The sequence below is a fragment of the Kribbella sp. NPDC051586 genome, from assembly GCF_044453965.1.
GTDB lineage: Bacteria > Actinomycetota > Actinomycetes > Propionibacteriales > Kribbellaceae > Kribbella.
This window is the reverse complement of record NZ_JBITDF010000004.1, coordinates 1,002,638-1,027,551: the sequence shown is the minus strand read 5'-3', so window position 1 is coordinate 1,027,551 and position 24,914 is coordinate 1,002,638. Positions and strand designations below refer to the sequence as shown.

The following is a 24,914-nucleotide window of genomic DNA, read 5'->3' as shown; positions in this document are numbered from 1 at the left end:
AAGCATCCACGCCGCCGTAACTGGCTGGTTCGGTACTACTTCGCTCAGTTCCGTTTTTACCTGCGCTTGCAGGCGGCGTTCCGAATCATCCCGGCGCCCATCGCGCGCACACTCATCGCTCGGCTCGAGCCAGCGAAATCCCGGAGGGAACACTGACATGCGTCGAGTCACGAACTCGAAGCTCGCCGTACCAATGTCATCCTGATCCTGCTCGTCATCGTGGTCGTGGCATTTGTGATCGGTTGGCGCGACCCGTCTGAAGTGGCTGCGGGCGAACCGGGAAGGTCAAGCCCCAACCAGGTGACTGGCACATCCGCACCGAGCCTGGAGCCGTTGTCGGTCTGGGTGCGGCCGACTACGACGGATCCTGCGCAGTACGCCATCGCCTTTGGCAGGACCATCTGGACCTATGACTCAACCGTTCACACCTACGCTCAGTGGCAAGCGGCAGTCTCGTCATTCGCAGACTCGATGGAGGCGCCCGACTCGGCGGTTGTCGCACGCAGCATGCTGCCGTACGACAGCCAATGGGAGGAGCTGAAGGCTCACGGAGCGCGGGCCACAGTGCGGGACGTGACGGCCAGAACGACACCTGTGCTCGAGGCCCTTGCGCGGGATCCGAGGGCGCCGGAAGGCTGGCACGGTTTCGTCGTCAGCGGAACCCAACTCAGCGTGGTCGATGGCGCATCGACCGAGACTGAACGACAGCTCACAGTCAGCGTCGTCTGCCGGCCGCAATGCTCGTTCTGGTCGGCTTCCAACGAACTACCCCAGTGATCGTCAAGGTCGCGGCGGCCAATGCGCTGCTGGCTACCGCCGCCTGCCTGCTGCCTCCGCTGGCTGCTGCCGGCAGCGGTGCGGACACCTGCACAGCAACGCAAAGCCTGAACGACGTACGCCTTGATGCGGAGCAAGCCTCCAACCTAGCCGTTGTCGCCGGCGTCGGTGATCGATATGCGATGGGCGAGCGAGGCAAGGTCATCGCGGTCATGACAGCCATGACCGAGTCATCGCTGCGGAACACAGATCGCGGAGACGCGGCCGGTCCGGACTCGCGGGGTCTGTTCCAGCAACGTGACAGCTGGGGACCGATCAACGTGCGCATGGACCCTGCAGGTGCCGCGAGCCTGTTCTACACCGCACTCGCCAACGTGCCTGGCTGGGCGTCGATGGAGCCGTGGAAAGCTGCACAAGCGGTTCAACGATCGGCCTTCTCCGACGGCGAGAACTACCGCAACAACTATCAGACGGCGGTCCGACTCGTTCGTGCGACGCCGACCGTTGGTGCCTGCGGAAGTTGGGGAGCCGGAGACACCGAGCAACTACCGGGTGCCGACGAAGCCGTACGTCGAGCGCTCGACCTGGTCGGCAGCCACGGCTACTACCAGCTGTGTGCCCGCCTGGCCTCGAACATCTGGGGTCACCCGCGCTCGGGCTACTACTCCGCGGCCGAGCAATGGGCCCAGATGGTCAGCAGCGGGAACGCCCATCCCGATGATCGCCGGCCGCCGGTCGGCGCGCTGCTGTTCTGGTCGACTGATGGTCCGTATGGACACGTCGCCGTCTACGTCGGCAACGAGCGCATCGTCTCCAACGACATCGGCGATCGCGTTCCTGGTCAAGGCGGCGTGTACCTCGTCGGCGTTGGAGCCGTCGAACAACGTTGGGGTGCCACCTATCTGGGCTGGGCGCCACCGATCTACCCCACCACGTAACTCAACCCGTTGGCGCTGTCCGGCGCCAGGAGGCCAACGCATGCTCAGCTTTTTCTACCTCCAAGACCCCGGCGTGAGTCCGAACTCGAACGGACTCCCGGGCCTCCCCGCATTGCGTCAGATCGTCGGCGCTTTGCAGACGTTCGGTCTCGTCATCTGTGTGGCGGCGTTCGTGATCTCAGCAGTTGCCTGGGCAGTCGGCAGCTTTGGCAGCAACTCGCACTACGCGGGGCGCGGCAAGCTGGGCTGCCTGATAGCCGCAGGCGCGGCCATTTTGATTGCCTCGGCGAACCCGATCATCCGCTTCTTCAGCGGCATTCAGATCGGCTAGGGGACCCGACATGGCTTGGAGTGATTGCCTCCTGAACCCGGTCGGCTGCGCCGTTGGGGACCTGGGCAACAAGGCCGCCAACTCAGCATGGGATTCGTTCCTCAGATGGTCTGCGAACGGTCTGACCGACCTGTCGGTGAGCGTGTTCCAGACGTTCAGTACCAGCACGTCGCCGACGTTCGACCAGGCCTGGTGGAAGGACAACCTTGACCTGATGGTCGAGCTCTCGCTCCCGATCCTCGTTGCGGTCTTCATCCTGCAATGTGTATCGGCTGTGATTCGCCGCGAGCCCTCCCGTCTCGGCCACGCAGTGGTCGGCGCGTTGATCGGGACTGCGGGGGTTCCGCTTGCAGTGGCAGCCATTGCGACCTGTGGCCGCGTCGTCGACGAGATTTCTACGGGCATCCTGGGTGGGAAGGCATCCATGGACGGCATCAAGCGGATGACCGATATCACGGTGTTCCTGACGGCCCCGACCCTGGGGGGAATCCTTCTCCTAGCTGTCCAGCTCGGACTACTCGCCATGTTCTCGTTGTACTTCGTCATGCTCGTCCGCGACGTGGCGTTCATTGCATTCGTTGTCTTTGTCCCGGTTGCGATGGTCAGCTGGACGTGGTCCGCGACGCGGCATTGGCTTCGACGATGGATCGAGATCGTCGGCGCACTGTTGTTCTCGAAGATCCCGATGTCCGTCGTCTTCACCCTTGGGTTCTCTGCAATTGGCGCGCCCGGGCAGGACAAGGCGCCGAACATCGGCACCTTCATCGGCGGCATCCTGCTGGTCGCCATGGCTGCGTTCGCTCCACTGGCTACCTACTCGTTCATTCATTGGGCCGGTGACCAGGGCCAGGCGGCGACGCGGATTCTGCAGCAGGGTGCAGCCGGGGTCGAGGCGGGCAAGGATCAGCTCGAACGGGTCCAGCAATGGGCGGCGGGTGACTTCAGCGGATCGGACAAGGACGATTCATCACCGGTTGTTGGCGGCGACGAGGATCCCGAGGACCCGTCGACTGCCTCGGCTGCCAATGACTCGAGCGAGCAGTCCGACAGGCAAACAGATCCGACCACTGGACGCGAAACTCAAGGCGATTCAGATCCCTCGGCTCAACCCGAACCAGCTGCACCACCGACAGCAGGCTCGGACTCGGGACAAACCAACATTGCGGTCGCCACGAGTGAGGTGTCGATCGACGGTGAGTCAAGCAGCCCAGGAAACGGCCCGAGCCAGGCATCAGAGCAGGGAGATTGACGATGTCGAATGCGCTCTCCGCACGCTTCCCACGACCGCAACGAAACTCGTTGCTGCTCGGTCTGCGACCGATCCAGGTGACACTGGTGATCGTCGGTGTCCTTGTCTCCGTAGTGTCGCTGCTCGCCGGCTGGCCTGTGCCGACGCGCCTCGGAGGAGTGGCCACCACGTTCGTTTGCGGGATCGTCGCATTCGGTCGATTCGAAGGCCTGCCGGCGTACCGGTGGGTTGTCTTACGTGCGGCGCATTTCATCCGCAGCGCACGCAAGAGTCAGTCGTACCGTGCCAATCTGCTTGTTCCTCGACGGCACGGTTATCTGCAGCTGCCCGGAGAAGCAAGTTCCTTACGGATCCTGGACACGCGGTCGTCCATCGGTGCGGTTCACGATCCGCTCCGCCGACGACTGATCGCCGTCGCGAAGATCGAGGGGCCCGCGCATCTGCTCCAGAACTCCGACGAGCAGGAGCGCCGCGTCGCGGCGTACGGCCGCATGATCGCCGGGCTGTGCCAGAGCAATCGGATCGCGCGAGCACAGATTCTCGAACGCACGATCCCGGATCCGGGTGATGGGCTCGGCGAGTGGGCTCGCAAGTGCAACCTGGATGTGTCCACTGCTGCAGGAGCGATCTACCGTGACCTTCTGCAGCACGCGGCCCCTGCGGCAGCCAGGCACGAGACGCTGTTCAGCTTTGCGCTGAACCTCGATGCTGTGTCCAAGGACGTTCGAAAGTACGGCGGCGGACTGGCCGGCGCGATGACAGTCCTTGACTCGGAATCGCGTGCCTTCCAGACGTCGTTCGCGGCCGCCGGGGTAGCTGGTGTCTGGCTCAACGCAGCCGACTTGGCGTCTAGCCTGCGAGTCGCCTTCGACCCTGCGGCGACCCGGACACTCACCGGCGGCATCGATCCGGCAGACGCCGCTCCACTGGCTGTCGATGCCTTCTGGGACCACCTCCGCACCGACTCGTCGTTCCATCGCGTGTACGTCGTCACCGAGTGGCCGCGCCTCCGCGCGATGCCGTCGTTCCTGAGCCCGTTGCTGCTGAGGCCGGGGATCCGCCGGACGTTCTCGCTGGTGCTGCAGCCGGTGCCCATCGGCAAGGCTCTTCGTGATGCCCGTCGCCACCAGGTCGAGCGCGTGACTGACCGCACGACCCGCAAGCGCGTCGGCCAGATGGAGACCGAGGAAGATCGCCAGCTCGACGCTGACGTCGCTCAACAAGAGAAGGACCTGGCTGCAGGCCACGGCGACGTGCGCTGGATCGGCCTGATCGCGGTGTCAGCGGACAGGGAGGACAGTCTCGACGAAGCGTGCACCGAGATCGAGATCGCCGCGTCACAATCGTTGCTCGACGTACGGCGTCTGGTCGGTCAGCAGGTCGAGGGGTTCCTCGCCGCGGCGCTGCCGTTTGGGGTTGGTCTCGGTTGAGGACAACTGCTGGGTGGTTCGAGCCCAATGAGAGCGATCGACGAACCAGGCGCGCCAATCGACGAGCAAGCCGGCCAGTTCGGCGTCGTACACCGTCCACCGGTTCGGCGGATGAACTCGACGAACCAGCGCCGACTGAGACCATCGGCCTACGCCGGCAGCTACCTCTCCTGGTCGACGACCATCGCGCGACCACGAGGATTCTGCGGATCGCCTATCCGTTTCTTGCTGAGGGCGGGCTGGGGGCCGACGGCACCTACATCGGCAACGACGTGTTCAGTGGGGGGTCCTTCGTCTACGACCCCTGGGTCCTCTACCAATCTCGCGTCATTACCAATCCCAACCTGCTTCTGGCAGGAGTCATCGGCAGCGGAAAGTCATCTACCGCCAAGGCTCTGATCACCCGATCGATCGCCCTCGGCCATCGAGCGTATGTGCCGTGCGACCCGAAAGGCGAATGGACCTCGGTCGCAGAGGCAGTGGGCGGTTCGGTCATCAAGCTCGGGCCAGGCTTGTCCACGAGGCTGAATCCACTGGATGCCGGCAGCCGCCCGGGCGGAGTCGCGGACGACGACTGGGACAGGATCGTCAGATCGCGGCGGCGGGCCCTGCTCGGAACTCTCGCCGAGTCGACGCTCGGCCGGCCGATGTCCGCAGTGGAGCACACAGCACTCGATGTATCAATCGACAAGGCAACCCGGATCCCGGTACCGACGATCCCTGACGTCGTCGAAGCATTGTTCTCGCCTGGTCTCGGCGATGGCACGTCAGAGGCTGACAGCCGAGAGCTGGCACACGCGATCCGGCGACTCGTGCACGGCGACCTTGCAGGGATGTTCGACGGCCCATCGACGACGCGGTTCGATCCGTCGCTGCCGATGGTGACGCTCGACTCGTCGTGGATCGGTGCTGGGGGCAATGATCAGGCACTGCGGTTGACGCTGGCGTGTGCCTCTTCCTGGCTCGAGGCAGCGGTGACGGACCCGGCCGGCGGGAAGCGGTTCATCGTGTACGACGAAGGCTGGCGAGTAATGCGGGATCCGGCCCTGCTACGCCGTATGCAGGAACAGTGGAAGCTCTCCCGTGCATGGGGTGTCTCCAACATTCTCATCGTTCATCGCCTGTCGGATCTGGCGGCGGTCGGCGACCTCGGCTCGGAGGCCCGCGCTCTTGCCGAAGGGCTTCTGGCTGACTGCTCCACACGGATCATGCTCCGCCAGGAACCTGACCAACTCGCTCGCACGGCGACACTTCTCGGACTCACCGACGTCGAGATAGCGACCATTGCGAAGCTCCCGAAAGGGCGAGCGCTCTGGCGGCTTCCCAGCCGATCGTTCGTCGTCCAACTTGTTCGTCACGCCCGCGAGGCTCATCTGTTCGACACGGACGGAAGGATGTGACATGGACGGTGGCGGTCGGTCTCCTCGGGACCTGTCGGACCTGATCCTGGCAGGCGGTGTCTTGTTGCTCTGCAGCGATGGGATTCTCTACCTCGCAGGCGGTCTCAGCAGCCTGCTCATGACACACAAGTGGCCGCGTTCCTCGTGGCCCGACGCGCTGAAGGTCGTAGTCGCACCAGGCGACCCCGCGCTGGCATTCGGTCTGCGCAGCGACGCGTTTCACCCGGCCCTGTTCTGGATCGTGCTTGCGGTGCTGCTCGTGATCCCAATCGCCGGTGCAGTTGGTGTCCACGTCCTGTGGACGAGACAGCACGCCAGTGCGGCACGCCGTGCTAGGTCTGTCGGCAAGCGCCCGGGACTCGCTACCGCCGCGGACGTCGACGCCTCCGTTGGACGTGTCCAGGTGCTGCGTCGCGGTCAGTCCGCACGTCCCGCAGTACGCCGACCGAAGCCATCGGAGGTAGGTCGGTACCTCGGACGATCGCGCGGTCGAGAGTGTTGGGCGTCGGTCGAGGATTCCGAGATCGTCCTCGGACCACCTCGCTCCGGTAAGGGCCTTCACCAGGTCGTCGGAGCCATCATCGATGCACCGGGCGCAGTCGTCACTACTTCCACGCGGCCGGACAACCTCGTCGCCACGGTGCGACTGCGTCGGGCCTACGGGCCGGTCGCGATCTTCGACCCACAAGGCCTTGGGCAGATCGAAGGCATTCGGTGGTCGCCTGTTCGTGGCTGCGAGAGTCCCACGACGGCGATCGTCCGTGCCAGCGGACTCGCTGCTGGCGCGGGATTCACCAAGGGCGGTGTCTCCGACGGTGCGTTCTGGCACGGCCAGACCGAAATGGCGCTTCGCGGTCTCCTGCACGCGGCCGCCATCGATGGCGCTGGTGTAGGACAGCTGTACCGGTGGAGCCTCGAACCAGCCTCGGCGATCGAAGCCGTCACCATCCTCAACCGCTCGTCGGACGCCGCCGTAGGCTGGGGCGACACATTGGATGGGATCGTCCGCATGGACGGCCGAACACGAGACGCCGTTTGGGCAGGAGTGCGCTCTGCCCTCTCAGCTCTGGCCGACCCCGCAGTACGAAAGTCGTTCGACCCCGCCGAGGGCGAAGGACTTGACCCGAAGACCTTCATCGCCGAGCGCGGAACGATCTACCTCCTCGGCACGGGTGTCGGGGCGAGTGCCACGTCGGCGTTCATCGCGGCCCTCCTCGAAGACATCACCGAGACCGCCCGGCAACTCGCCGCCGGCAATCCCGGAGGCCGCCTCGAGCCTCCACTCGCGCTGATCCTCGACGAAATCGCCAACCTCTGCGCCGTACCATCGCTGCCCTCATTGATGGCTGACGGCGGAGGATCAGGAATCTCGACACTCGTCGTCATCCAGTCGCTGGCCCAGGCCAGAGACAAATGGGGCGAGCAGGCCGCCGCCGCGATGTGGGACGCCGCAACTCTCCGGCTGATCCTCGGCGGCTCCGCCCAACCCCGAGACCTTCAAGACCTCGCAGCCGTCTGCGGCGATCGCGACGAAGAGATTCGCAACTGGAGCCGCGGCCCTGACGGCAAACGCACCATCTCCACCAGCACACGGAGAATCCCAATCCTCCCGCCTGACGTGATCCGCACCCTCCCACTCGGCACCGGCGTCCTGCTCGCCCGCACGGCCCCGCCGATCCTCCTGAACATGACGCCCTGGCCTGCCCGCGCCGATGCCGATCAGATCCACGCCAGCATCGCCGATGCGACCGGACGTGGAAGGCCCACCGAATGAGCCGCCGCGACGATCTCCTAAGATCCTTCGACCTCGCCACCGAAGATCCGTTCATCATCTGCTGGCGAGACCTGGACGCAACTGCGGCAGCCGACGAGCTCGAGCGACTCAAGACCTGGACCGACTGGCTGGCTGACCGCTACAACATCGACCACAAACAAATCCCGCCCTGCTGGTCCCATCACGGTGCTCTCGTCGAGGAACTCTCCGCCCTCCGCACCCTCTGGGAGGCCTCGTACCTCGAAGACGCCGCCCCCTCCAGCCCACTCGCCTTCCACCGCGAACTAGACCTAGCCCTCCGCCGCCTCCGCGAATGGACCTCCCGCCTAGGCTGCTCTAGAACAGAACATCGCCCCGAAGCCTGAGCGAATCAACCCCTGTTATTAGCTGTGCGACCGTGGTCGACCAGGTGTGTTCGACCCGCTCTCCCGTCATCCACGCCGTCAGCCGAACGGCACCTGTCCTACGGAAACCGTTACGCATCGGGGACGGCAGGACCCGCGGGGGTGGTCTCCGGGGTCGGAAGTGGGAGCCTGGAGCAGTTCCTTCGGCGCATGCTAGTGCTGCGGGTGGTGTGCGGCGGTGCGGGAGATGTGAAGGGCCGAACGTCTCGGCGTCCACACTGGCCCGCCTCCACGACGGGCATGTAATGCCGGGGCGAAGGAATTGCGCAAGGTTCCAACAAGGCCTGCTCACCGTCAGGGACGAGCGTCAGTTCATGACGTCTTAAGGTGTAGCCCCGCGATGCTGCCGATCGCGGTGTCGGCGTAGGTTGCCCAGTATTCTGTCCAGCATCCGGGGATGTCCGGATCGCCGTTGAAAAGTGGGTGTCGCCCGGGCGCACAGTATGGTGAGGTGCCGATGCCCCCCGCGGACAAGAAACCTTGCAGTTCGTAGTAGCTCGATCCGCGAACGATCGGGGATCCGGAGTCTCCGGGCTGAACCCATCCGGTGGCGGGATGGTCGGGGTCGTTACGGTCCGGGTATTCCTCGGCGTAGAAGCCGGGCCCCACCAGGCGGCCGCGGATCGGCCAGAAATCGCCATCGATCGCGACGTACTGGTAGTGCCCGTTCCCTGAGGCTCCACAACTGCAGGCGACCGTGTGGCCGCCTTCGCCGTTTACCGAGGGACGTGCCATTCCGGAAACGCGCAGCGAGGAGGTCGTCTCCCAGTTGCCCGTCCAGATTCTCCCGGTATTGGAGGAGGTCTCGATGAGCATGAAGTCCCTGTAATTCTTGATGTGGTCTGGGGATGCGACAGTTCCGATGACATTCCCGCTGTCGAAGCCGGTGAATGTTCCAGCTCCGTTCGCGCTGCAGTGCCACGCTGTGGTCATGTAGTTATGGGGGCCCGCGTACAGCGAGACACCGGTCGAGCAGTCCCCGACGCCGCGGATTCGGACCAATCCTCCGCCATAGAAGGGAGCCGAGTCTCCACAGCGTGCCGGTACTGGGCAGCCGTTCGTCGATGCCGTTCGGCCGGATTGTGGTGCTCGCGCGTCGAGTGGAGTGGGGTCGCCGGTTCCGCGGAGGATCAGCGGGATGCCGGACTTCGCCTTGAGTTGTGTGAAGGTGCCGGGTGGTGCTTTGGCGCTGATCAAGACGCTGAGGCCGGAGAAGTCGGGGGCACGCCCAACTGCGCCGATCGTGTCGAGGTTGGCGCTCGCGAACGCCTGTGCGGCGGCGAGCAGTTCGGCGCGTGAGTACGCGGCGACCTTGAAGGTCACGGGGACCGCCAGGCTGGCCGCGAGGGTCTGCAGGGCGGCCGGTGCGGAGCCTTTCCAGTAGACCGCGATGGTCTTGTGATCGGGAAGGATTCGAACTCCGCCGGCCGCGGCGTCGTTGGGATGATCCGCGATCCAAGTCCCCAACACATCAGCCGCCTCGCGAACCGTCTGATCGTGGTGTGCGTCCTGCTCCACCAAACCAGACTACAGCCGGCCTCCGGCGCAGGAGCCAGACGACTGCGTCGCTACTCAGGACGGCGCCAAGGGGCACCCGAGTCGGACAGACGCAACTCGGCCTCCGGGATCTAGTTGGCGAGGCTGTCACGGTGACAGAGCCGTCGACCTGCACGGTAGACCCCGACATCCGACTTCCGCAGCGTGAAGTTTGCGGCGACATGAGCGATCAGTGACAGAGGAGACCTTTTGCGGCGACCCGATCTGCCGGTTGCCTTGGTCGCACATTCCAACTCTGCTACCGATGCCACGTTCATTGGTACGGGACCGCTTCAGGAACGATCTCCTTGCTGGGGAGGGAATTTGGAGCTACATCAGGTGTCAGTGGCTTCGAAGCATCGTCACGAAGGACGTCCTGCAATCTCTGCTTGAGGCGGTTGTGATGGCGCAGCTGGACGTGGTCTACGGATGGCGGTGGACCGACGGGATCGGAGCCCTGGACGTGATGGAGCTCGCGGTAAGCAGCGATGTCGCGGATGAGGTGGCGCCGCAGCTCGGTTGGCTCTGAGGCAGAGTCGGCGAGAAGGCAGTACCACGCCTCGTTGGCGGAAGCAGCGTGTTCGAGCAGCCAGTCGGCGCGCTGCAGGATCTGTGACTCGATCTCTTGCAGAACAGCCTTGTAGGTGGGATTGGAGACATAGGTGGAGGGGCTGATCAGGCCGGCGATGAGCGCGGAGGATGTCAGGCGCGTACGTCGTTCGGCTCGCGTGACGAGTCGCTCGACGCGGGCGTGGATCACTGCCGCTATGTCGTTGGCGTTGGTCAGCGATGACTGGGTGACGGCCTCGCGGAGGATGGTCGAGACGTCAAGGCCGGCGTGTTCGGCGCGGCGGAGGGCGGTGATCAGGGGGCCGAAGGCGGCGGAGGACTGGAGGGCGGCTTGGTCGATGGGGTCGAGGCCGCTGTTGGCGATGGCGGGGCGGTAGCGTTCGCGGGCGTCGAGTTGGCAGAGGTGTTCGTGAATCGGGATCAGGCGGTCGAGGCGGGTAGCCTCGTCGAGTTCGTGCGCATGACCTCGTGGGCGGAGCGTTCGATGCCGTCTTGTTCGAGGACGGCCTCGAGGACGTCTTGCATGGTTTGGGGGAACTGGGGTTCGTGCATGTCAGCGGTTGACGTGTGGGTGGCGACGTAGGCGCGGTTGCTGTCGCGGCCGCGGGTCATGCCGACGTACATCAGTGCTCGGGTGAGCTTGTTGGTGATGAGTAGGTGGGCGGTGTCGACGGTGGCACCTTGGGCTCGGTGGGCTGTGGTGGCGTAGGCGAGTTCGACGGATTCTCGGACGTAGGCGCTGGGGAGGGTGACGGTTTGGAGGTCGGCGTCCTGGACGGTGAGAGAACCGTCGTCCCAGCGGTGGATCACAGTCCAGCGGTTGCCGTTTTGAACGAAGCCGCGTTGGCCGATGCGCAGCCGGCGGTTGTTGAGACGTGTGACTATGTGGTCGCCGAGACCGACATGGTTGCCGTCGTGGAGAGCGATGCCGTCTGGCTCGACCTCGCCCGAGTTGAGTCGGTCAAGTCGGGCGCGGGCGTTGAGGCGGGCCACCGTCGCGTTGTCGGCGGCGATGAGCAGGCTGTTCCTACCAGCAGCGATGTCACCCATCCACGCGGTATAGGCGGCGTCCTCCATCTCCTCTAGAGATCCGTGCGAGAGCCGTTCGTGGTCGTCGTACAGGTCAATGACGTTGGATTGTCCCTCGCGGAGTTGCAGGCTGGCGTCGCGTTCCCAGGTTTGGCTGAAGCGCCATACATCGCTGAGTTCGGCCGCCTTGGTGTCGCGCGCAATGAGGCGGAACGCGCCGCCGACGTCCGCGGCGCCGAGCTGCGCGTCGTCGCCGACGAGGAGGAGCTTTGCGCCGGCCTTGTCGGCTTCGCGGGCGAGAGTGGCGAGCTCCATGGTGCCGGCCATCGAGGCCTCGTCGACGATGACGAGTTGGTTCGGGCGGAAGCGCCACCGGTCGCGTTCGGCGTACGCCCGGGCAAGCTCGGCAGTGATCCGCTGGTGACGGCGCCGGCGGCTGGATGCCTCAGCTGCTTGTGCTGCGCGTTCGAGTTCGCCGATCCAGTGGGTGCGCTGATCGGCAGCAACGCCGACCGCCTCGTGGATCCATTTGGCGACGTTGTCTGCAGGAAGCGAGAGAGTGTCGGACAGCACCGTTGCTGCAGCCGACGATGGTGCGAGCGCGACGACGGATCCTTCGCCGTGTTCTGCTTCCCAGCTTGTTCGGAGAGCGGCGAGAAGGCTGGTTTTGCCGGTGCCAGCTGGTCCGACGAGAGCCTCAACCGTTTGGCCGCTCAAGGCTGTTCGGTGGAGTGCTCGGACCTTGTCCTCACTCAGATTCTGAGTTGTTATGCGCCCGCCAGGAACGGTCGGGCCGCCGAACTTCGCTGCGAGATCGAGGAGCAGACGCTCGGCTCCCAAGATGACTGGCGACGTGAAGACTTCACCATTGTGGATCGTGAAGACGCTCTGCCCGTCGGCGCGATCTAGCGGTGAAGTAAAGGTGGCGGGTGGTGTGATGCTGAGCGACTGATGCTCGGCGTCTTGCGCGATTGCCTGGAGGACCTGAAGGCGGTCTTCAGTCGTGGCCAGGCGGAGCAGTCGACTCTGCCGGGATGCCTCAGCGAGGAGATTCCAGCGCGTCCAGGTGGATCGTTTCGTCTGCAGTGCGAGCACGGTCGTGACGCCGTACGCGTGAATCGTCTCGCTGCTCAGGTCGGCGGCGGTGAGTGGACGATCTGTGACCTGGTCGAGGGTCTTCTCGATGATCGCAGCAGCTTGGCCATGCGTTACTCGCTCGGCACGATCGCGCCAGGTACGCATGAGGTCGGCGAGCGGTTTCGCCAAGTGCTTTGCTGGTCTGTTCATCAGGGTTGCTTGTTGTCGTAGGACGTACATCTCGCGCCGGCTGGGTGGATGGATGTGATCGTCACGTTCGGTCAGAAGGTCAGCGAGATTCGCCTCGATCTGGTCGGTCCGTGAGGAGAACTCGCGGATCAGTTCCTCTGGGATCCCGTCTATCTCGAACGCCGGGTTGCGGCGCTGGCCGCGTTCGTGCAGATGCCAAGTCACTCCCAGGCGGCGGCCGAGTTTGTCGGCCAGCAGCGTGTTGTGTACCTCGGACATGGCGACGGCGGCCGCGTACAGGACCCTGCCGTCGATCGTGCGCCACTGGCCGTCCTCGGCGCCTTGGACGCGGTTCGCTACGACGAGATGAGTGTGGAGTTGCGGGTCGCCACTTCTGGTGTCCCAGTGATCGAACGCGGCCGCGACCACGCCGCGAGTGTCGAGTTGCTCGACGCCGTCCCGACCTGAGCGGGTGAAGACCGCCTGCTGTTCGATCAGCCGCAAGACGTCGTCTACAGCCTCGTGGTGGGCTGCGACGACCCGTTCTTGGACGCCGATATCGGCCGTTGCCCACAGAGCCGATACGGACTTAACCGGGGAGAACGTGAGGTCATAGCCGGCCACCGCTTGCCTCGTCTTCTGACGTGCTGCCGCCGCGCGGATCTGCTCGATCGCAAGGTCGCGCTCTGCTGTTGTCATGGCCGGATCAAGTGCGCGCATCTGCTCGGCGACGTAGTCGCTGGTCGTCTTGTAGATGCGGTACGGCTCGCCTAGCGCAGTACCCGTCATCGGGTCTTCTGCTCGCCCGAAGAGCGCCGCCATCTGTTGCTCTTTGACCTCAGCTCCGGCCGTCAACTCACCGCTACCGAGCCCAACCAATCCACGACCGAGCCATCGGCCTGGAGGGTAACCGGATGCTGCGTAGTAGGCCGTCAGCGGTGTAGCCATGCGGCGGTCTACGTCACCAGCGGCAACGTGTTTCAGCAGGTATGTGTAGCCGTCGCCGGCAGTCAATCGGTGAATGCTCAGCACCCGTTGCTACCAACTTCGGCGGCCGCGGCGTGCGGACTTCCGGCCGTGGCGTCCGTTGCTCGACGTGCGGTCTGACGTCGAAGGCGCATGATCTCTCGGTCGAGTTCGGAGAGCCCGGCGATGGCAGTTCGCGCCCGTTCGGCAACAGCGGTTGGCGTCTCAGCGGTCAATAGGTCTAGGAGAATCTCGCGCGCTGTTTGGGTTGGCGACCTGGCCGCAGACTCGTCATCTGCCATCGCGCCAAGGCCCGACTTCAGCAGGCGCCAATGGCGCAAACGACAACGATCCGAGCAGAACCGCCTGTCGGATCGCCGTGCAATGAAGAACGCGGAGCAGTGCTCGCACGCCCTGTCGTGCCCTTGCCCAGATCTGCTCGCTGTGTGCCCCATGAAGGCTCAACGCTGGGGTACCGGCGAGGACGCATCTAGTCGTTTCGGCGACAGAAACGCCTTGGATGCAAGAGGTGTGAACGGTCTGAGGTCCGGCAACCGCGACCCGCCGGCCAGCTGACGTGCGGTCTGGAGTTGGCGCCGAGCTGTAGGTCTGCCTCGAACGTTGAACCTACGGAACGCGTCGCGCCGGCCCCGGATACGGGGCAATTATCCACAGATCTGGTTGCGGGGCGCCAAGAACCGCCAGATCCGGCGCATCTTTCTCTGTGACGGAAGGGATTCCATGAACCAAGTCGAAGTTCCGAGACGTGTGACCGAGCTGGTCGTCCAGGCCGAGGCGATCGTCGAGGCGCTGGAGGCGAGGCGTCCGGGCGAACGCTGGGCTATGACCGCCTTCAGTCGGTTTCGCTGCGTCCAGTTGTTGGGCGCGCCGTACGAGCCGTACGACGGGCAATTGCAGGCCGACCCCGCCGCGCTGTTCGACCAAGCGGCTCGTGTGGTCGACGGGCTCGACGTATCGATCGATCAGTTGAGTTGGCGGCTCGCCTTGGCGGATGCTTTGAGGTCGGCCGCAGCGGACATCCGGATGGTCCAGGATGCGCACGACGTATGAGGACCTGCTTCGAGTCGCGAGACGGGACGCGGTCGTTGCCTACAACCTCGCTGTCGATGACGACACGGACCTAATCGCCGGCTGGCAGGCGACGTTGACCGCGGCTCGCCATCACTTCCGCTGGCTACGGCTCGAGTTGTCGGCAGCCGACTACGCGAGAACCAGTGCCACCAGAGCGGAGGGCCCGTTCGGTGTACTCGCTCGATCGCTCGGTGCTGGGGCCGACCTTCTCGCATCGCAGAACAGAAGCACCAGCGGGGCGTTCGAGGACGAGTGGCTGGTCGCGGCTCGCTCAGAGGTCGCGTCGATCACCGCTCTGGCGGCGCGGGCGGCGGTGACGAGGCTCGCGAGCCAGCGGAGCCGTGATGTTGAGACCAACCGGCGGCTACTCGGACATCTGGTCGATGTGCTCGAAGAACTCGAGTTCCACCGTGTGCCCGGCTCGCCGGGCATAGGCGCGCTGCGTGGGCTGGCCACAACGTTGCCGCAGGCACCTGTCGACGACCAGTCTCGCATTATCCTGCTCGCCGCTCACTGGCAATCGACGCACGACGCAACACACCCTGGCGGTGTGTTGTCGCGCGACCTTCGGTCGACAACAGCACAGCTGCGGACGGTCATCGGATACTGCCTTCACCTCACGGACCTGCTGGATCAGGCGGGTTTACCCATCGAGGCCGTCGGCGATCTGGAGCAGGTCCTGCGTGCGGCGGGCGCAATTACCCAGCGCGTTCCCTACTTATTGCGGACTCGTGTCTCCGACATGGGTGGCCGCAGTGATGCTGCGCCTGAGGCAGCATTCGTCGAACTGCTACAGGCGCTGCGCGGATGGCTGTCCGATGACCAACGGTTGAAGGGACCGAGCGAGATACTCCCCGATTGCCGGGCGGTCGAGACTGCTAGCGACGTGATGGACGAGCTGATGCATGCGGCCGTCCGGGTGGCCGAGGTGCAGCAGAAGTCCGTGGCGTGGCTGATCCTGCATGGCCGGCTCTTCGTCCCGAAGTCCGACCTCGGCAAACGTGATCGTGAGTTTCACACCCGACCTGGTGCGTGGCGGCTCAAGTATCCGCAGCCGTCGTGGGTAAGGACGAATCTGGCGTCGTGCTTCGACCAATTGACGGCAGACATGACGGATCTGACGTATCAACTGTCCGTCGCAGCGCAGGCAGCCCAAAGCATCGCGGGAACATCCTCGCTTCGACGCCCATACGGCCCTGAGCACTTCAGCGCGCCGCCGATCGTACATGCGTCGCGGTGGCGGTGGACGCCGTCGACGTACGACGCACTGTTTTCGGACGTCGGCAGCGATCTGGACGGTCCCGAACGTTGAGCTTTCCCGGACTCAATTTGGAGGATCGATGGAGCGGCCAAGAGTTACCCCCGAGGACCTGCGCGACGCGCTGCACACGCAGATCCGCAAACACAGCTCAGGCGTCGAGTGGGTCCGATGGCTGGATGCTTCAGTTGCTCTACGCAACTACAGCTTCCGGAACGTCGTGCTGATCACGCTGCAGATGCCGTACGCAAGCCAAGTCGCTCGGTCCGACGTTTGGGAGAAGCTCGGGCGATCCGTCCAGAAAGGTCAGCAGGACAAGGAGATCCGCATCCTGGCGCCCGTCATTCTGGAGCGCGGCCGACGACTGACCATCGACGCCGATCAACCGGACGTAGAGCTCGAACGGGCGAAACAAGCTCGTGGTGGCGGACGACTTGTCGGGTTCAGGGTCGCGTCCGTCTGGGACGTATCGCAGACCGATGGCCCATCGCTGCCTCAGCTGACCCCGTCGACCAGCGGCACGTCGACCAGTGAGCTCTGGCAGGCGCTGACACACGAAGTCCGCTCATCGGGCTACTCACTCGTAGAAACCAGACGCGGCAGCGCGAGCCTCGAAGGGTTCACCGACCACCAAGAGCGAACCGTCGTGATCAGGCGCGGCTTGGACGAGGTAACGGCTGTCGCCCGGCTGGCGCACGAAGTGGCTCACTTGCGCATGCACGCCCAGAAGGAGATCGCAGCACCTGGAACCGTCATGTGCCGCGGGATCCGAGAGATCGAAGCGGAGTCTGTTGCTTATCTCCTATTGGCTCACCATGGGTGGTCGACCGGCGGGTCATCCTTCCGCTACATCGCCGCGTGGGCCGCCGAAGTAAACAAGCGCGAGCCAGAGAAGGTCATCGAGAGGACCGGCGCTCGAGTGGTGTCGGTTGCGCGGCGCTTGATCGGGTCGGTCGATGGGCAGCTTCGACGCGGCGGTCTTGGTCACCGACGGCCGGATCTCCGCGCAGTTTCACTTGGCACTCTGACCGACAGCCCCGAAACCGACGGCCGGCCCTTCGAGGGTCCTGAACGGTGATGGAGATCCACGCATGTCGAATACAAGAGTTGCGGCCCTCCGAAGGGCACGACAGCGGCAGGCCCGAATCGAGGCGGCAACAGCTCGCGCGACTCGAGCTCAGGCTGCGCTGGAACGCGCGATCAGTGCGAGGTTACTCGCGGCTGAGCGACACGACGAGAGAGTTCGAGACGCCGAGGAAGTGTCGGCCGCTGAGGCTGCTGAACTTGCCAGGGTGTGTGGTAGCGCTGAAGCAGCAGCCGAGATCCTTGGTTGGACCGGCCGTCACGTCCGCAGCGTCCTCAAGGCCGAGCGGGAGCGGAGTGCCGATCCATCTGGAAAGCAGGAATCCAGGCACATGTCGCGGCCTCATCAGGCGAATCTCCTCTCAGCGGAAGGAGGCGACGATGCCGGCGCCGGAGATGATTGATCCGCTGTGGGACATCGACCAGGTTGCCGCGTACCTCATGGTACCCAAGCGCACTCTCTATCGCTGGCGAACCCACAACTACGGGCCACGAGGAATTCGCGTCGGCCGACATGTGCGCTACCGGCAGAGCATCGTGATCCAGTGGCTCGACTTCATGGAGCACGGAGATGGCCAGTAGACGTTTGATCAGGTGACTCTAGTCGGCCGCCCGTCGACGGTTTTGCGGCGGGTGGAATCCAAGGTCGGTGTCATCTTTTGCGGCGAGGATCAGGCACAGCGCCGCTCGGTACTCCTGGCAGGGCCACCGCACGGCGCCCCGTTCCAGCTTCGCGATGTAATGGCCCGTGATCGGATAAACCTTGGCGTTCACCGCGTACAGCAGTTCGGCCACGCGAAGAGCGAGCTCGCCGCGGCTCATCGGGCGTCCAGGCGCAATACGCGACACTGTCCGCATTCGCGCAGCGGTCAGGAGATGGTTCGCGCCGGGCGGATCTGCAGGCGTCACACTCGGAATCTGCTTGGCTCGCAGTCGGAGAGTTGGAGGCTGGCTCCGTCCTTGGGTTTGGTCCACTCCACTGACGTCCTCCCGAGTTTGTCGGGGCCCTGCCACCGACAGGGGAGACGGTGGCAGGGCCGGGCGCTCGCCGGGTGTACGACGAGCATTGGAAGGGCGTGACCGACGCGGAGGTGAGGACTCGCGCGCCGGCCTCGCCGGTCTACAGGGGTACTTATCCGTGTCGCAGAGTCCGGACCGCCTCAGGGCCTGAGCGGCTACCGGGGTGGCTCGGCGCCGATGTCCGGGCCAATCGCGTTTGGCTCGGGGGTCATCGCTCGGGACTTCGCCGGCGTTGGCTCGGTCGCCGGTACTGGATCCGTAGTCACCCGCAGGCCGGCGAAGCGGCGTTCCATAGAGGCGGCGTACCGGTCGGCGAGGCTGGCAGTCGCGGTGTAGCTGGCAACTACGTGTTGCCCGAACCACACCCTGACGCAGTGGACCGGCTCGAGGCGATCAGGAATCATCATGCGCCCCGAATTTCGTCGTCGATCGCTCGGACGATGTTTACGTAGGTGCTCGCGGCAACGACGGCCATGACCCCGATTGCGAGGGTGCTGTTCCAGCCACGGATGGTGTCCAGCATCGCTGGTAGCGCGTCGAGGTGAACCAGCATGCCCAAGTAGCCTTTCACGTTTGCCTCCCGTGTGAGCCGGGTGGGTTGGCCCGTGAGACGAGCGACATGCCTGGGTCACGGGTAGCGCGGTTCTGCGCTAGGTGACCGAGTGTCGGCGCGTTGACCGTGGTTTGATCAGCCCATCGTGGGGGTTCATCATGGACCCCACGCGATCGCGCCGCCTCGTACAGGCGGACTACTTGAAGCGATGCCAGGTCGCGTCATCTTTCGCGAAGTAGCTGCGCAAGCGATGGCCGAGCTCTTCAGCGACATCTGGTCGGCCCAGCAGTCTCGTGATCACGCTGGTCACCAATTGGAGATCGCGCACGTCACGCAGGACCGGCCAATTGGGGGAGGAGAACAGGTCAAAGCCGTACGCGGACGCGAAGTCGTCGTACTCCCAGCGTGGGTCAGCGAACCGTTCGACCCCGTGCGCCGCCGGAACCAAGTCCCACTCTGGAGGGCCGAAACGAACTGAATCGAGGTCGATCAGAACTACGTGGTCCGGCGCGAGGAGCAGATTTCCAGCATGTGCATCGCCATGGATTACGCCGACTGGCAATGCCCATCGGGCGTCCGCGACGGCGGAGCGCAGCTCGGCAGCGCGCTGCAATAACCGGTCGACAACGTCAAGGATGGGCAGATTCAGCTCACGCTTCGCCCAAGCGTGCAGGTAGTCCATTGACTCGCCAGTTGCATCGGCTACCTTCCGCACGCGGATCTCGCTGCGGTCAATCACGTCCCAATCGGGGATGGAGAGCCCAAGCTGATGGATCGAATGTATGGATAGGAGTGGCGAGGCGAGGTCCACCAGTTGATGCCGATGGCCAGCAGGTTGGGCGAGGTAGGTCCACGCTGTTGCAGCCCATGCCGGGGTTGCGATCGGTTCCTTCAGGCCCGGTGCAAGCCGGACGGTCGGCAGATCCAACTCGGCGAATCGGGTGGCGACCGCAGCGGTTTGACGGACCTCGCCGAGATGGTCGGCCGGTGCGATACGCAGTACGACGTCCGCTGCGGGCACGTAGAAGACTGCGTTCATGGTGTAGCGCAACAGTCTTGCGCCGCTTGGGTCGATGCCTGTGGTGGCAGCAATCTCATGCAGCGCTGTGCCGAGGCGATCGCGTTCGTCGCCGCTGAGAGTGGTCACACCGTAGAAGTTAGCGTTCTGCAGCTTTGAGGGCATGCTCCGCAGAAGATCGGCAGTTCCCATACAGCCTGTGCGACCGCTCCAAAAGCAGACATTTATGTACATTTCCGTGCTACCGTCCAACGGACATCTATAGACATCTGACGGCTGGCAAGGTTGGGCATGGTGAACGAGGCGCTTCGGAAAGCGATGTACGGTGCGAACCTCACTGAGGCGGACGTGGCCACCGAGGTGGCCGTCGACCCGAAGACGGTTCGGAACTGGCTGCGCGGTCAGTTGCCGCACGCCCGGCATCGCGCGAGGCTGACCAAGCTGCTCGGAATCGACGAGGATCTGGCATGGCCTGAGCTGAGTGGAGCACGTCAGCCCGATCTCGTTGCCGTTTACCCTCGTCGGACGGTGCTCCCGTTTGAGTTTTGGCTGTCCCTCTTCGGGTCCGCCGTGTCAGAGATCGGCATTGTCGCCAACGATGCGGCGTTTCTGCTGCAGTATTCGGAGATCCTGCGTTGCCTCCGCGAAAGGTGCGCAACGGGGACCCGAGTTAGGATCGGCCTGCGAGCCCTGGACTTGGCGGCCAGCGCGGTCGGCGACCTCGATGCCGACACTGAGCGGGCAGTCGCGGATCCGCGAAGGGCTCTGGCGCGACTTCAGCCGCTGTTGCCATGCGACGGATTCGAGGTACGCCTGTACAGCATCTCGCTCTACAACTCGCTGTACGTTGCCGATGATCAGCTCTTGGTCAATCAGCACGCCTTCGGTATCGCCGAGGCAGAGTCGCCGGTCTTCCACTACCGTCGTTCGGCGGGCGGCGATCTGTTCCGGTCGTATCTCGCCAGCTTTGAGACGATCTGGTCGCAGGCCGAGTCACCGCGCGCATTCAAGCTCTGAACGCTCAGCCGATGTCGCGGATCTGAGAGTCGGCGCAGGGATCGGCCAGGTCATCCTGGCTGTGCGATCGGCTGGGAACCCTCCCAGACGCGCTCGAAGCTCTCAAGGTAGTGGCTCGCGAGTTGGCCGGCAGGGATCTTACGCAGATGCCACACCGGAGCCTGTGCAGCGGGCAGTCCGTAGACATGAGTGTTGACCAACAGAGCGTCGTCAGCGCGAAAGATCGAGTTGTAGAGAATCGTGCGATGGGTCCGAAACTCGATACCGGGGACCGCGGCTAGGTTGCTGAAGAGGACCATGGAGTTGCGGACCTTTGCAGCTAACGCCTCACCGATGCCCTGCTCGCGCCCACGCTCGGCGACGTGGGAGTCATCAGGATCTCCGAGCAAGATCCGCACCCTCGCGCCGGCCTTGGCCTTCTTGCGGAGGATTCGTTGCAGCTGAGTGCTCTCGGCAACGAACAGACCCGCATATACGAGTATGCCGATGTCGTTGCCGCCGGACTCGAAGAACGTTCGCCACGCGTCCGCCGACACATCGGAGAGTTGCGGGTAGACCCGAACGATCTCGCTCTCGGATACCGCGGCGGCACGCTCGCCTGTCACTGCGGTGGGGAACAGGTAGGACTCGTCCCGTCCGAGCCGGGTGGCCAACCGGTGGCGATTGCGGGGAAACGGGATGTAGTCGTGGGCAACCCATCGCTCGACCGTCTTGACGTTGACGCCCAGTTCCTCGGCGAGCGCCAGGTAGGTGAGGTTGTGCTCGGCGAGCGCGGCGCGCAGTCGTTCGTTAGCCACAGACCAAACCTAGGACATTTCCAGGCATTTCGCCGGGAGGGAAACATCTTCGGACGTCTGTTGATGCCGTGTCGATGTCCTGGACAGTCACGCCATCCTTCCCACGAGAGAAGGAGGAATCAGGTTCATGGCAGATCGGAAGCCGAACAGGCTACTGCGAAAAGCTAGAGGTCCCATGACACAGCGCGAACTGGCTGACCTCGTCAGGGCCGAGATCTACAACGCTACCGGCAAGGAAAGCGTCATCACCGCCAAGTCCATCTCCGACTGGGAGTGTGGCATGTACACCTGGCCGCCGGCGCACGTTCGGCGAGCGCTGTGCCATGTGCTCGAGAAGGCAGACCCCGCCGATCTCGGCTTCTTCAACAGGCGGCGCGTCAGTGAGTCGCGGGGCCCAAATGCCGCCTCGCTTCTCGACCTAACGAACGGCCAACTGCCTCCGGTTGGGTCCAACACCCTGCGTGTCCCAAATGGTCGGTCGTTCTCCGGAGTGGACGTCGAGGCTCACGTTTGCGAGGCAGTGTCGTCAGGGGAGGGATGGTTGATGGTCGACGCCGGGCCTGATGCTGTGCTGAACCGGCCGGATCGTCGTTCCCTTCTCGTGGTCGTTGACGACAAGCAACAGTCGTACATCTTGGATGGGCGCCGGTTCGCTGGCCGTGTCGGAGGCCGTCTCGGCCTGCAACCCGTCTCATCGGCGGTCGCTGTAGATGATCTGACGGTTGGCATCATCTGGGCGGTGACAAATACAGACGTCGCGTTGCTGGCAGACGACGGTCAGATCTCTACTGTTCAGGCGAGGCTCGCGGCGCACGACGGGCGGTACGTGTCGGACGCGTCGTTGACCGAGATGCCTACGCTCACGCCAGTTGCCAGCCACTGGCTGAGGTCGTGGTTCTGCACTCGGTACATCACTTGCAATCTTGAGCGGATGTCTGGTCAGCCGAGCCCGTGGACACGGGAACGGACCGGCGAGGATGCGGCCTCGTGGCTCCTTTGGCGACACAGGTTCGAATACCTCCGACGTAGGTCGCAGTGGTGCCCGGGCCTGCCGCGTGACTTCCACGTCTCGGAGGCGGATGCTTCGAACTCACCGATGTACGAGCGGGTCCTGCTCCTGCTGGCGGTTGCACTGATGGAGGGGTTCGGCATCGCGGCGACCTTGAACTCCGAGTCTGAGCGTTCAGAGCCCGAGCGGACGGCGCTCTGCGATGTAGCTGATCGAGAGCATGGGCTGTCGTCCGTCATCGAGCAGTCCTCGAAACGCAGGCTGGAGACGATCGCGGACCATCTGTACGTGCCTTGGCCGTGGTTCCAGCAGCGATGTGCGGAGCTCGCCGTTCAGGGAGTAGACGACATCGCGCATCCGCGGAGTCGGCTGTTGTCGACACGGGGGTTGAACGCCGCGATTCGCTACGTTGCTCGCACAGCGGACTCCTGAGCAGGCAACGGTGCCTACTTGGTCGGAGCGAAGTAGTCCACGAGCATGTCGGTGGTCCACGCCGGCTGGTGGGTCGCGCCCCTGGGGCCGAACTCGTCGAACCATGGCTTGATGTCCAGAACCGGCGTGCCGTCCACGGCGTCGAGGTCCTCGACGTGGAGGTCGAGTCCGTCGACCTTCAAGAGCCGGCAGCGGGAGATCCCGAGCCAGTTGACCCGGCGCATGTTCCGGTGACCAAATGCGCCGACCTCGGGCCAGGCCGGGTTGTCTCTGGGGCGGCGAGCGCCGAGGTTCAGGTCACTCTGATCGCTGAGGTGGAAGAAGAACACCACTTCAAGGTGAGAGAAGTCCTCCAGCCCGACAGTGGATCGCTCATCGAACAGCTCGCTGTTGATGCGCAAGATGGCGCGCGTGCCGCCCCAGTTGTCGTCGGTTGGTTTGCTCCGGCCGCCGATGACCTGGGCGACGGGCTCGAGCGTGAGGGCGCGGTGCGTCATGGGGGGAGGTCCTTCGATCGACGAGGCTGACGGTGTTGGGGCGACGGGTTCGCTACCTCGCCGCAGAGGCGAGGTAGCGGGAAGCCCGCTGGTCGAGTTCCGTCGCGGTTGGGATGCCGCGAGCTCGGAACGGCGACAGTGCCGCGCGCATATCTACGACGGTTTGACGGGTCCGTCCGGAGTGCACGCCGTCCATCACGTCGAGCGCCGTCGACCAGGTCGAGCAAGCTTCGTCGACAGCGCCCTGACGAGCCTGAACTGCGCCGAGATATCCCAACGTCACGGCGTGCGTGCGGGTGAAGGTCGCGGCCTTGCGAGTTCGGACGCTGTGCCTGAACTGGGACGTCGCCGCGGTCAGATCACCGAGGTCGCGCAGGGTACACGCCGTCTCATGGGCGAGGCTCGCCTCGCCGAAGAAGAACACCCGACCAGGTTCGTCATCGCCCTCGGTTGCGCCGGCAAGATTGTCCTCGGCACGCAGCAAAGCCTGCGCGGCCGCAGTGCCGTCGCCGTTGGCCGCCAGTGCCCTGGCGTGGACGACCTCGAGTAACGCCCGTTCGCGGGCGCTGGCCAGAGCCGATCGCCGCCCGTCCAACGATGCCTTCGCAAGCTGGACGGCTTGGCGTGGGTGGCCGAGATCGACAGCCTGATGAGCCATCGCACGCAGCACGTGGCCGGCCAGCGGTGGGTCGTCAGCCTCGGCCGCGAGCTGTACGGCGACAGTGAAGTACTTTTGTGCGGTCGCGTGCTCGGCATCGTCGAATGCCATCCAGCCGCATAGGTAGGCGAGCTCGCCGGCAACGGAGAACAGGTCGCGGCGAACGGCAGGGCTGGAGTGGCTGGCTCTCAGGGCACTGGAGACATCTGAGCTCAGGTACTGCGCCACGGCGGTACGTGCGTGGCCGCCGCCACGCCGCTGATCGATCCGAGTGAACACGTCCGCCATCTCACGGATCGCTTCGAGATCGCCGGCGCCGATCACCGGGCCTGTCCGGGCAGAGCGCTGGGCTCCCCGGCGCGCCATCGCCTCCCACCAGGTTTGTGACGGTACCGCGAGAGCAGCCACAGAATAGCCAGCGGCTCTCAGCACGGACCTGCGCTCGATGTCCACGTTGCCTCTTCCCAGATCGGCGAGCGTCGTCAGCGTATCTGCGGACCAATCGGGTGCTCCATGCGACACCGGGCCGGACAGGCCGATCTCGTCGACGGTGACGACCCTGCCTAGGCGACGGGAAAGGGTCTCCGCCAAGACGGCTGGCGCGTCACCCGACGGCGTTGATCCCGCGACCCAGTGCGAGACGTGGGATCTGCCCACCGAGACCAGACGTTCGTTGCCGGCCTCAACGGCGACACGACTCACCGCCTGTGCAAGTTGGGCGTGTGACCAACCTGTCTCTGCGATGACGGCCGCGAGCTTGGCGTTGCGGCGTGGTGCAGCGCTCAACTTTCCTGTTCGCTCGTTCACCGC

Annotated in this window: 23 protein-coding genes; 14 read left to right on the top strand and 9 right to left on the bottom strand. The window is 64.5% G+C overall.

Annotation, left to right across the window (positions count from 1 at the left end; genetic code table 11):
- Window positions 1–225: 225 nt before the first annotated feature.
- The 8 genes from ACIA58_RS31785 (at window position 226) to ACIA58_RS31750 (ending at window position 8,264) form a co-directional block, all read left to right on the top strand.
- Window positions 226–777 carry a hypothetical protein gene (locus ACIA58_RS31785; protein ID WP_396407497.1) on the top strand — a complete coding sequence of 184 codons (552 nt, stop codon included), beginning with the start codon at window positions 226–228 and terminating at the stop codon, window positions 775–777.
- The gene (locus tag ACIA58_RS31780) at window positions 774–1,715 is read left to right on the top strand and encodes a CHAP domain-containing protein (RefSeq protein ID WP_396407496.1); all 942 of its coding nucleotides are present in this window, start codon (window positions 774–776) and stop codon (window positions 1,713–1,715) included. The genes ACIA58_RS31785 and ACIA58_RS31780 overlap by 4 nt, the downstream gene beginning before the upstream one ends.
- Before the next feature lie 40 nt (window positions 1,716–1,755).
- Window positions 1,756–2,046, top strand: coding sequence for a DUF6112 family protein (locus tag ACIA58_RS31775; protein WP_360145814.1), 291 nt, complete (start codon window positions 1,756–1,758; stop codon window positions 2,044–2,046).
- Window positions 2,047–2,056: 10 nt separating this feature from the next.
- Entirely contained in the window at window positions 2,057–3,295 is a 1,239-nt protein-coding gene (locus tag ACIA58_RS31770) for a hypothetical protein (protein ID WP_396407495.1), read from the top strand.
- Between the two features lie 2 nt (window positions 3,296–3,297).
- Complete coding sequence (locus tag ACIA58_RS31765) at window positions 3,298–4,725, top strand: SCO6880 family protein (RefSeq protein ID WP_396407494.1); 1,428 nt, start codon at window positions 3,298–3,300, stop codon at window positions 4,723–4,725.
- 512 nt (window positions 4,726–5,237) lie between these two features.
- The gene (locus tag ACIA58_RS31760) at window positions 5,238–6,125 is read left to right on the top strand and encodes an ATP-binding protein (protein ID WP_396407493.1); all 888 of its coding nucleotides are present in this window, start codon (window positions 5,238–5,240) and stop codon (window positions 6,123–6,125) included.
- 1 nt (window position 6,126) lies between these two features.
- The gene (locus ACIA58_RS31755; protein ID WP_396407492.1) at window positions 6,127–7,899 is read left to right on the top strand and encodes a type IV secretory system conjugative DNA transfer family protein; all 1,773 of its coding nucleotides are present in this window, start codon (window positions 6,127–6,129) and stop codon (window positions 7,897–7,899) included.
- Window positions 7,896–8,264, top strand: coding sequence for a hypothetical protein (locus ACIA58_RS31750; RefSeq protein WP_396407491.1), 369 nt, complete (start codon window positions 7,896–7,898; stop codon window positions 8,262–8,264). Before ACIA58_RS31755 ends, ACIA58_RS31750 begins: the two co-directional genes overlap by 4 nt.
- Window positions 8,265–8,615: 351 nt before the next feature.
- Here ACIA58_RS31750 and ACIA58_RS31745 read toward each other — a convergent pair whose 3' ends face one another.
- From ACIA58_RS31745 to mobF, 3 genes are all read right to left on the bottom strand, one after another.
- Entirely contained in the window at window positions 8,616–9,821 is a 1,206-nt protein-coding gene (locus ACIA58_RS31745) for a hypothetical protein (protein WP_396407490.1), read from the bottom strand.
- A 292-nt stretch (window positions 9,822–10,113) separates the two neighbouring features.
- Window positions 10,114–10,599 carry a hypothetical protein gene (locus tag ACIA58_RS31740; protein ID WP_396407489.1) on the bottom strand — a complete coding sequence of 162 codons (486 nt, stop codon included), beginning with the start codon at window positions 10,597–10,599 and terminating at the stop codon, window positions 10,114–10,116.
- A 230-nt stretch (window positions 10,600–10,829) separates the two neighbouring features.
- Window positions 10,830–13,736: a MobF family relaxase gene (mobF, locus tag ACIA58_RS31735; RefSeq protein ID WP_396407488.1), complete on the bottom strand. Its 2,907-nt coding sequence runs from the start codon at window positions 13,734–13,736 to the stop codon at window positions 10,830–10,832.
- Between the two features lie 702 nt (window positions 13,737–14,438).
- On the opposite strand from mobF, the gene ACIA58_RS31730 reads away from it, so the two are divergent.
- The 4 genes from ACIA58_RS31730 to ACIA58_RS31715 all read left to right on the top strand — a co-directional run bounded on the left by ACIA58_RS31730 (window position 14,439) and on the right by ACIA58_RS31715 (window position 17,685).
- On the top strand, window positions 14,439–14,741 hold the full coding sequence (locus ACIA58_RS31730) for a hypothetical protein (RefSeq protein ID WP_396407487.1): 303 nt from the start codon (window positions 14,439–14,441) through the stop codon (window positions 14,739–14,741).
- Window positions 14,725–16,074: a hypothetical protein gene (locus tag ACIA58_RS31725; RefSeq protein WP_396407486.1), complete on the top strand. Its 1,350-nt coding sequence runs from the start codon at window positions 14,725–14,727 to the stop codon at window positions 16,072–16,074. Before ACIA58_RS31730 ends, ACIA58_RS31725 begins: the two co-directional genes overlap by 17 nt.
- A 28-nt stretch (window positions 16,075–16,102) precedes the next feature.
- On the top strand, window positions 16,103–17,098 hold the full coding sequence (locus tag ACIA58_RS31720; RefSeq protein WP_396407485.1) for a hypothetical protein: 996 nt from the start codon (window positions 16,103–16,105) through the stop codon (window positions 17,096–17,098).
- A gap of 386 nt (window positions 17,099–17,484) precedes the next feature.
- Window positions 17,485–17,685, top strand: a complete 201-nt coding sequence (locus ACIA58_RS31715; protein ID WP_396407484.1) for a helix-turn-helix transcriptional regulator — start codon at window positions 17,485–17,487, stop codon at window positions 17,683–17,685.
- 18 nt (window positions 17,686–17,703) lie between these two features.
- Here the strand turns inward: ACIA58_RS31715 and ACIA58_RS31710 are convergent, their stop codons facing one another.
- From ACIA58_RS31710 to ACIA58_RS31700, 3 genes are all read right to left on the bottom strand, one after another.
- A complete protein-coding gene (locus ACIA58_RS31710) occupies window positions 17,704–17,898 on the bottom strand; it encodes a hypothetical protein (protein WP_396407483.1) in 195 nt (64 codons plus the stop codon).
- 628 nt (window positions 17,899–18,526) lie between these two features.
- Window positions 18,527–18,694 (bottom strand): hypothetical protein, encoded by a 168-nt coding sequence (locus ACIA58_RS31705; protein ID WP_396407482.1) that lies wholly within the window; start codon window positions 18,692–18,694, stop codon window positions 18,527–18,529.
- Window positions 18,695–18,872: 178 nt separating this feature from the next.
- The gene (locus ACIA58_RS31700; protein ID WP_396407481.1) at window positions 18,873–19,859 is read right to left on the bottom strand and encodes a phosphotransferase family protein; all 987 of its coding nucleotides are present in this window, start codon (window positions 19,857–19,859) and stop codon (window positions 18,873–18,875) included.
- Between the two features lie 126 nt (window positions 19,860–19,985).
- On the opposite strand from ACIA58_RS31700, the gene ACIA58_RS31695 reads away from it, so the two are divergent.
- The gene (locus ACIA58_RS31695) at window positions 19,986–20,711 is read left to right on the top strand and encodes a multiprotein-bridging factor 1 family protein (protein WP_396407480.1); all 726 of its coding nucleotides are present in this window, start codon (window positions 19,986–19,988) and stop codon (window positions 20,709–20,711) included.
- Window positions 20,712–20,761: 50 nt separating this feature from the next.
- Here the strand turns inward: ACIA58_RS31695 and ACIA58_RS31690 are convergent, their stop codons facing one another.
- The gene (locus tag ACIA58_RS31690) at window positions 20,762–21,508 is read right to left on the bottom strand and encodes a helix-turn-helix transcriptional regulator (protein WP_396407479.1); all 747 of its coding nucleotides are present in this window, start codon (window positions 21,506–21,508) and stop codon (window positions 20,762–20,764) included.
- A 127-nt stretch (window positions 21,509–21,635) separates the two neighbouring features.
- Between ACIA58_RS31690 and ACIA58_RS31685 the strand changes: the two genes are divergently transcribed.
- Window positions 21,636–22,949, top strand: a complete 1,314-nt coding sequence (locus ACIA58_RS31685) for a hypothetical protein (protein WP_396407478.1) — start codon at window positions 21,636–21,638, stop codon at window positions 22,947–22,949.
- 14 nt (window positions 22,950–22,963) lie between these two features.
- Here ACIA58_RS31685 and ACIA58_RS31680 read toward each other — a convergent pair whose 3' ends face one another.
- Entirely contained in the window at window positions 22,964–23,446 is a 483-nt protein-coding gene (locus ACIA58_RS31680) for an SAM-dependent methyltransferase (protein ID WP_396407477.1), read from the bottom strand.
- A gap of 52 nt (window positions 23,447–23,498) precedes the next feature.
- Entirely contained in the window at window positions 23,499–24,911 is a 1,413-nt protein-coding gene (locus ACIA58_RS31675; protein WP_396407476.1) for a hypothetical protein, read from the bottom strand.
- Between the last annotated feature and the right edge of the window lie 3 nt (window positions 24,912–24,914).

What these genes read in the sequence shown, in the direction of transcription:
- ACIA58_RS31775 (WP_360145814.1), top strand. Translation starts at nt 1,756, where the DNA reads ATGCTCAGCTTTTTCTACCTCCAAGACCCCGGCGTGAGTCCGAACTCG.
- ACIA58_RS31770 (WP_396407495.1), top strand. Translation starts at nt 2,057, where the DNA reads ATGGCTTGGAGTGATTGCCTCCTGAACCCGGTCGGCTGCGCCGTTGGG.
- ACIA58_RS31765 (WP_396407494.1), top strand. Translation starts at nt 3,298, where the DNA reads ATGTCGAATGCGCTCTCCGCACGCTTCCCACGACCGCAACGAAACTCG.
- ACIA58_RS31755 (WP_396407492.1), top strand. Translation starts at nt 6,127, where the DNA reads ATGGACGGTGGCGGTCGGTCTCCTCGGGACCTGTCGGACCTGATCCTG.
- ACIA58_RS31750 (WP_396407491.1), top strand. Translation starts at nt 7,896, where the DNA reads ATGAGCCGCCGCGACGATCTCCTAAGATCCTTCGACCTCGCCACCGAA.
- ACIA58_RS31725 (WP_396407486.1), top strand. Translation starts at nt 14,725, where the DNA reads ATGCGCACGACGTATGAGGACCTGCTTCGAGTCGCGAGACGGGACGCG.
- ACIA58_RS31720 (WP_396407485.1), top strand. Translation starts at nt 16,103, where the DNA reads ATGGAGCGGCCAAGAGTTACCCCCGAGGACCTGCGCGACGCGCTGCAC.
- ACIA58_RS31715 (WP_396407484.1), top strand. Translation starts at nt 17,485, where the DNA reads ATGCCGGCGCCGGAGATGATTGATCCGCTGTGGGACATCGACCAGGTT.
- ACIA58_RS31700 (WP_396407481.1), bottom strand. Translation starts at nt 19,859, where the DNA reads ATGCCCTCAAAGCTGCAGAACGCTAACTTCTACGGTGTGACCACTCTC.
- ACIA58_RS31695 (WP_396407480.1), top strand. Translation starts at nt 19,986, where the DNA reads ATGGTGAACGAGGCGCTTCGGAAAGCGATGTACGGTGCGAACCTCACT.
- ACIA58_RS31685 (WP_396407478.1), top strand. Translation starts at nt 21,636, where the DNA reads ATGGCAGATCGGAAGCCGAACAGGCTACTGCGAAAAGCTAGAGGTCCC.
- ACIA58_RS31680 (WP_396407477.1), bottom strand. Translation starts at nt 23,446, where the DNA reads ATGACGCACCGCGCCCTCACGCTCGAGCCCGTCGCCCAGGTCATCGGC.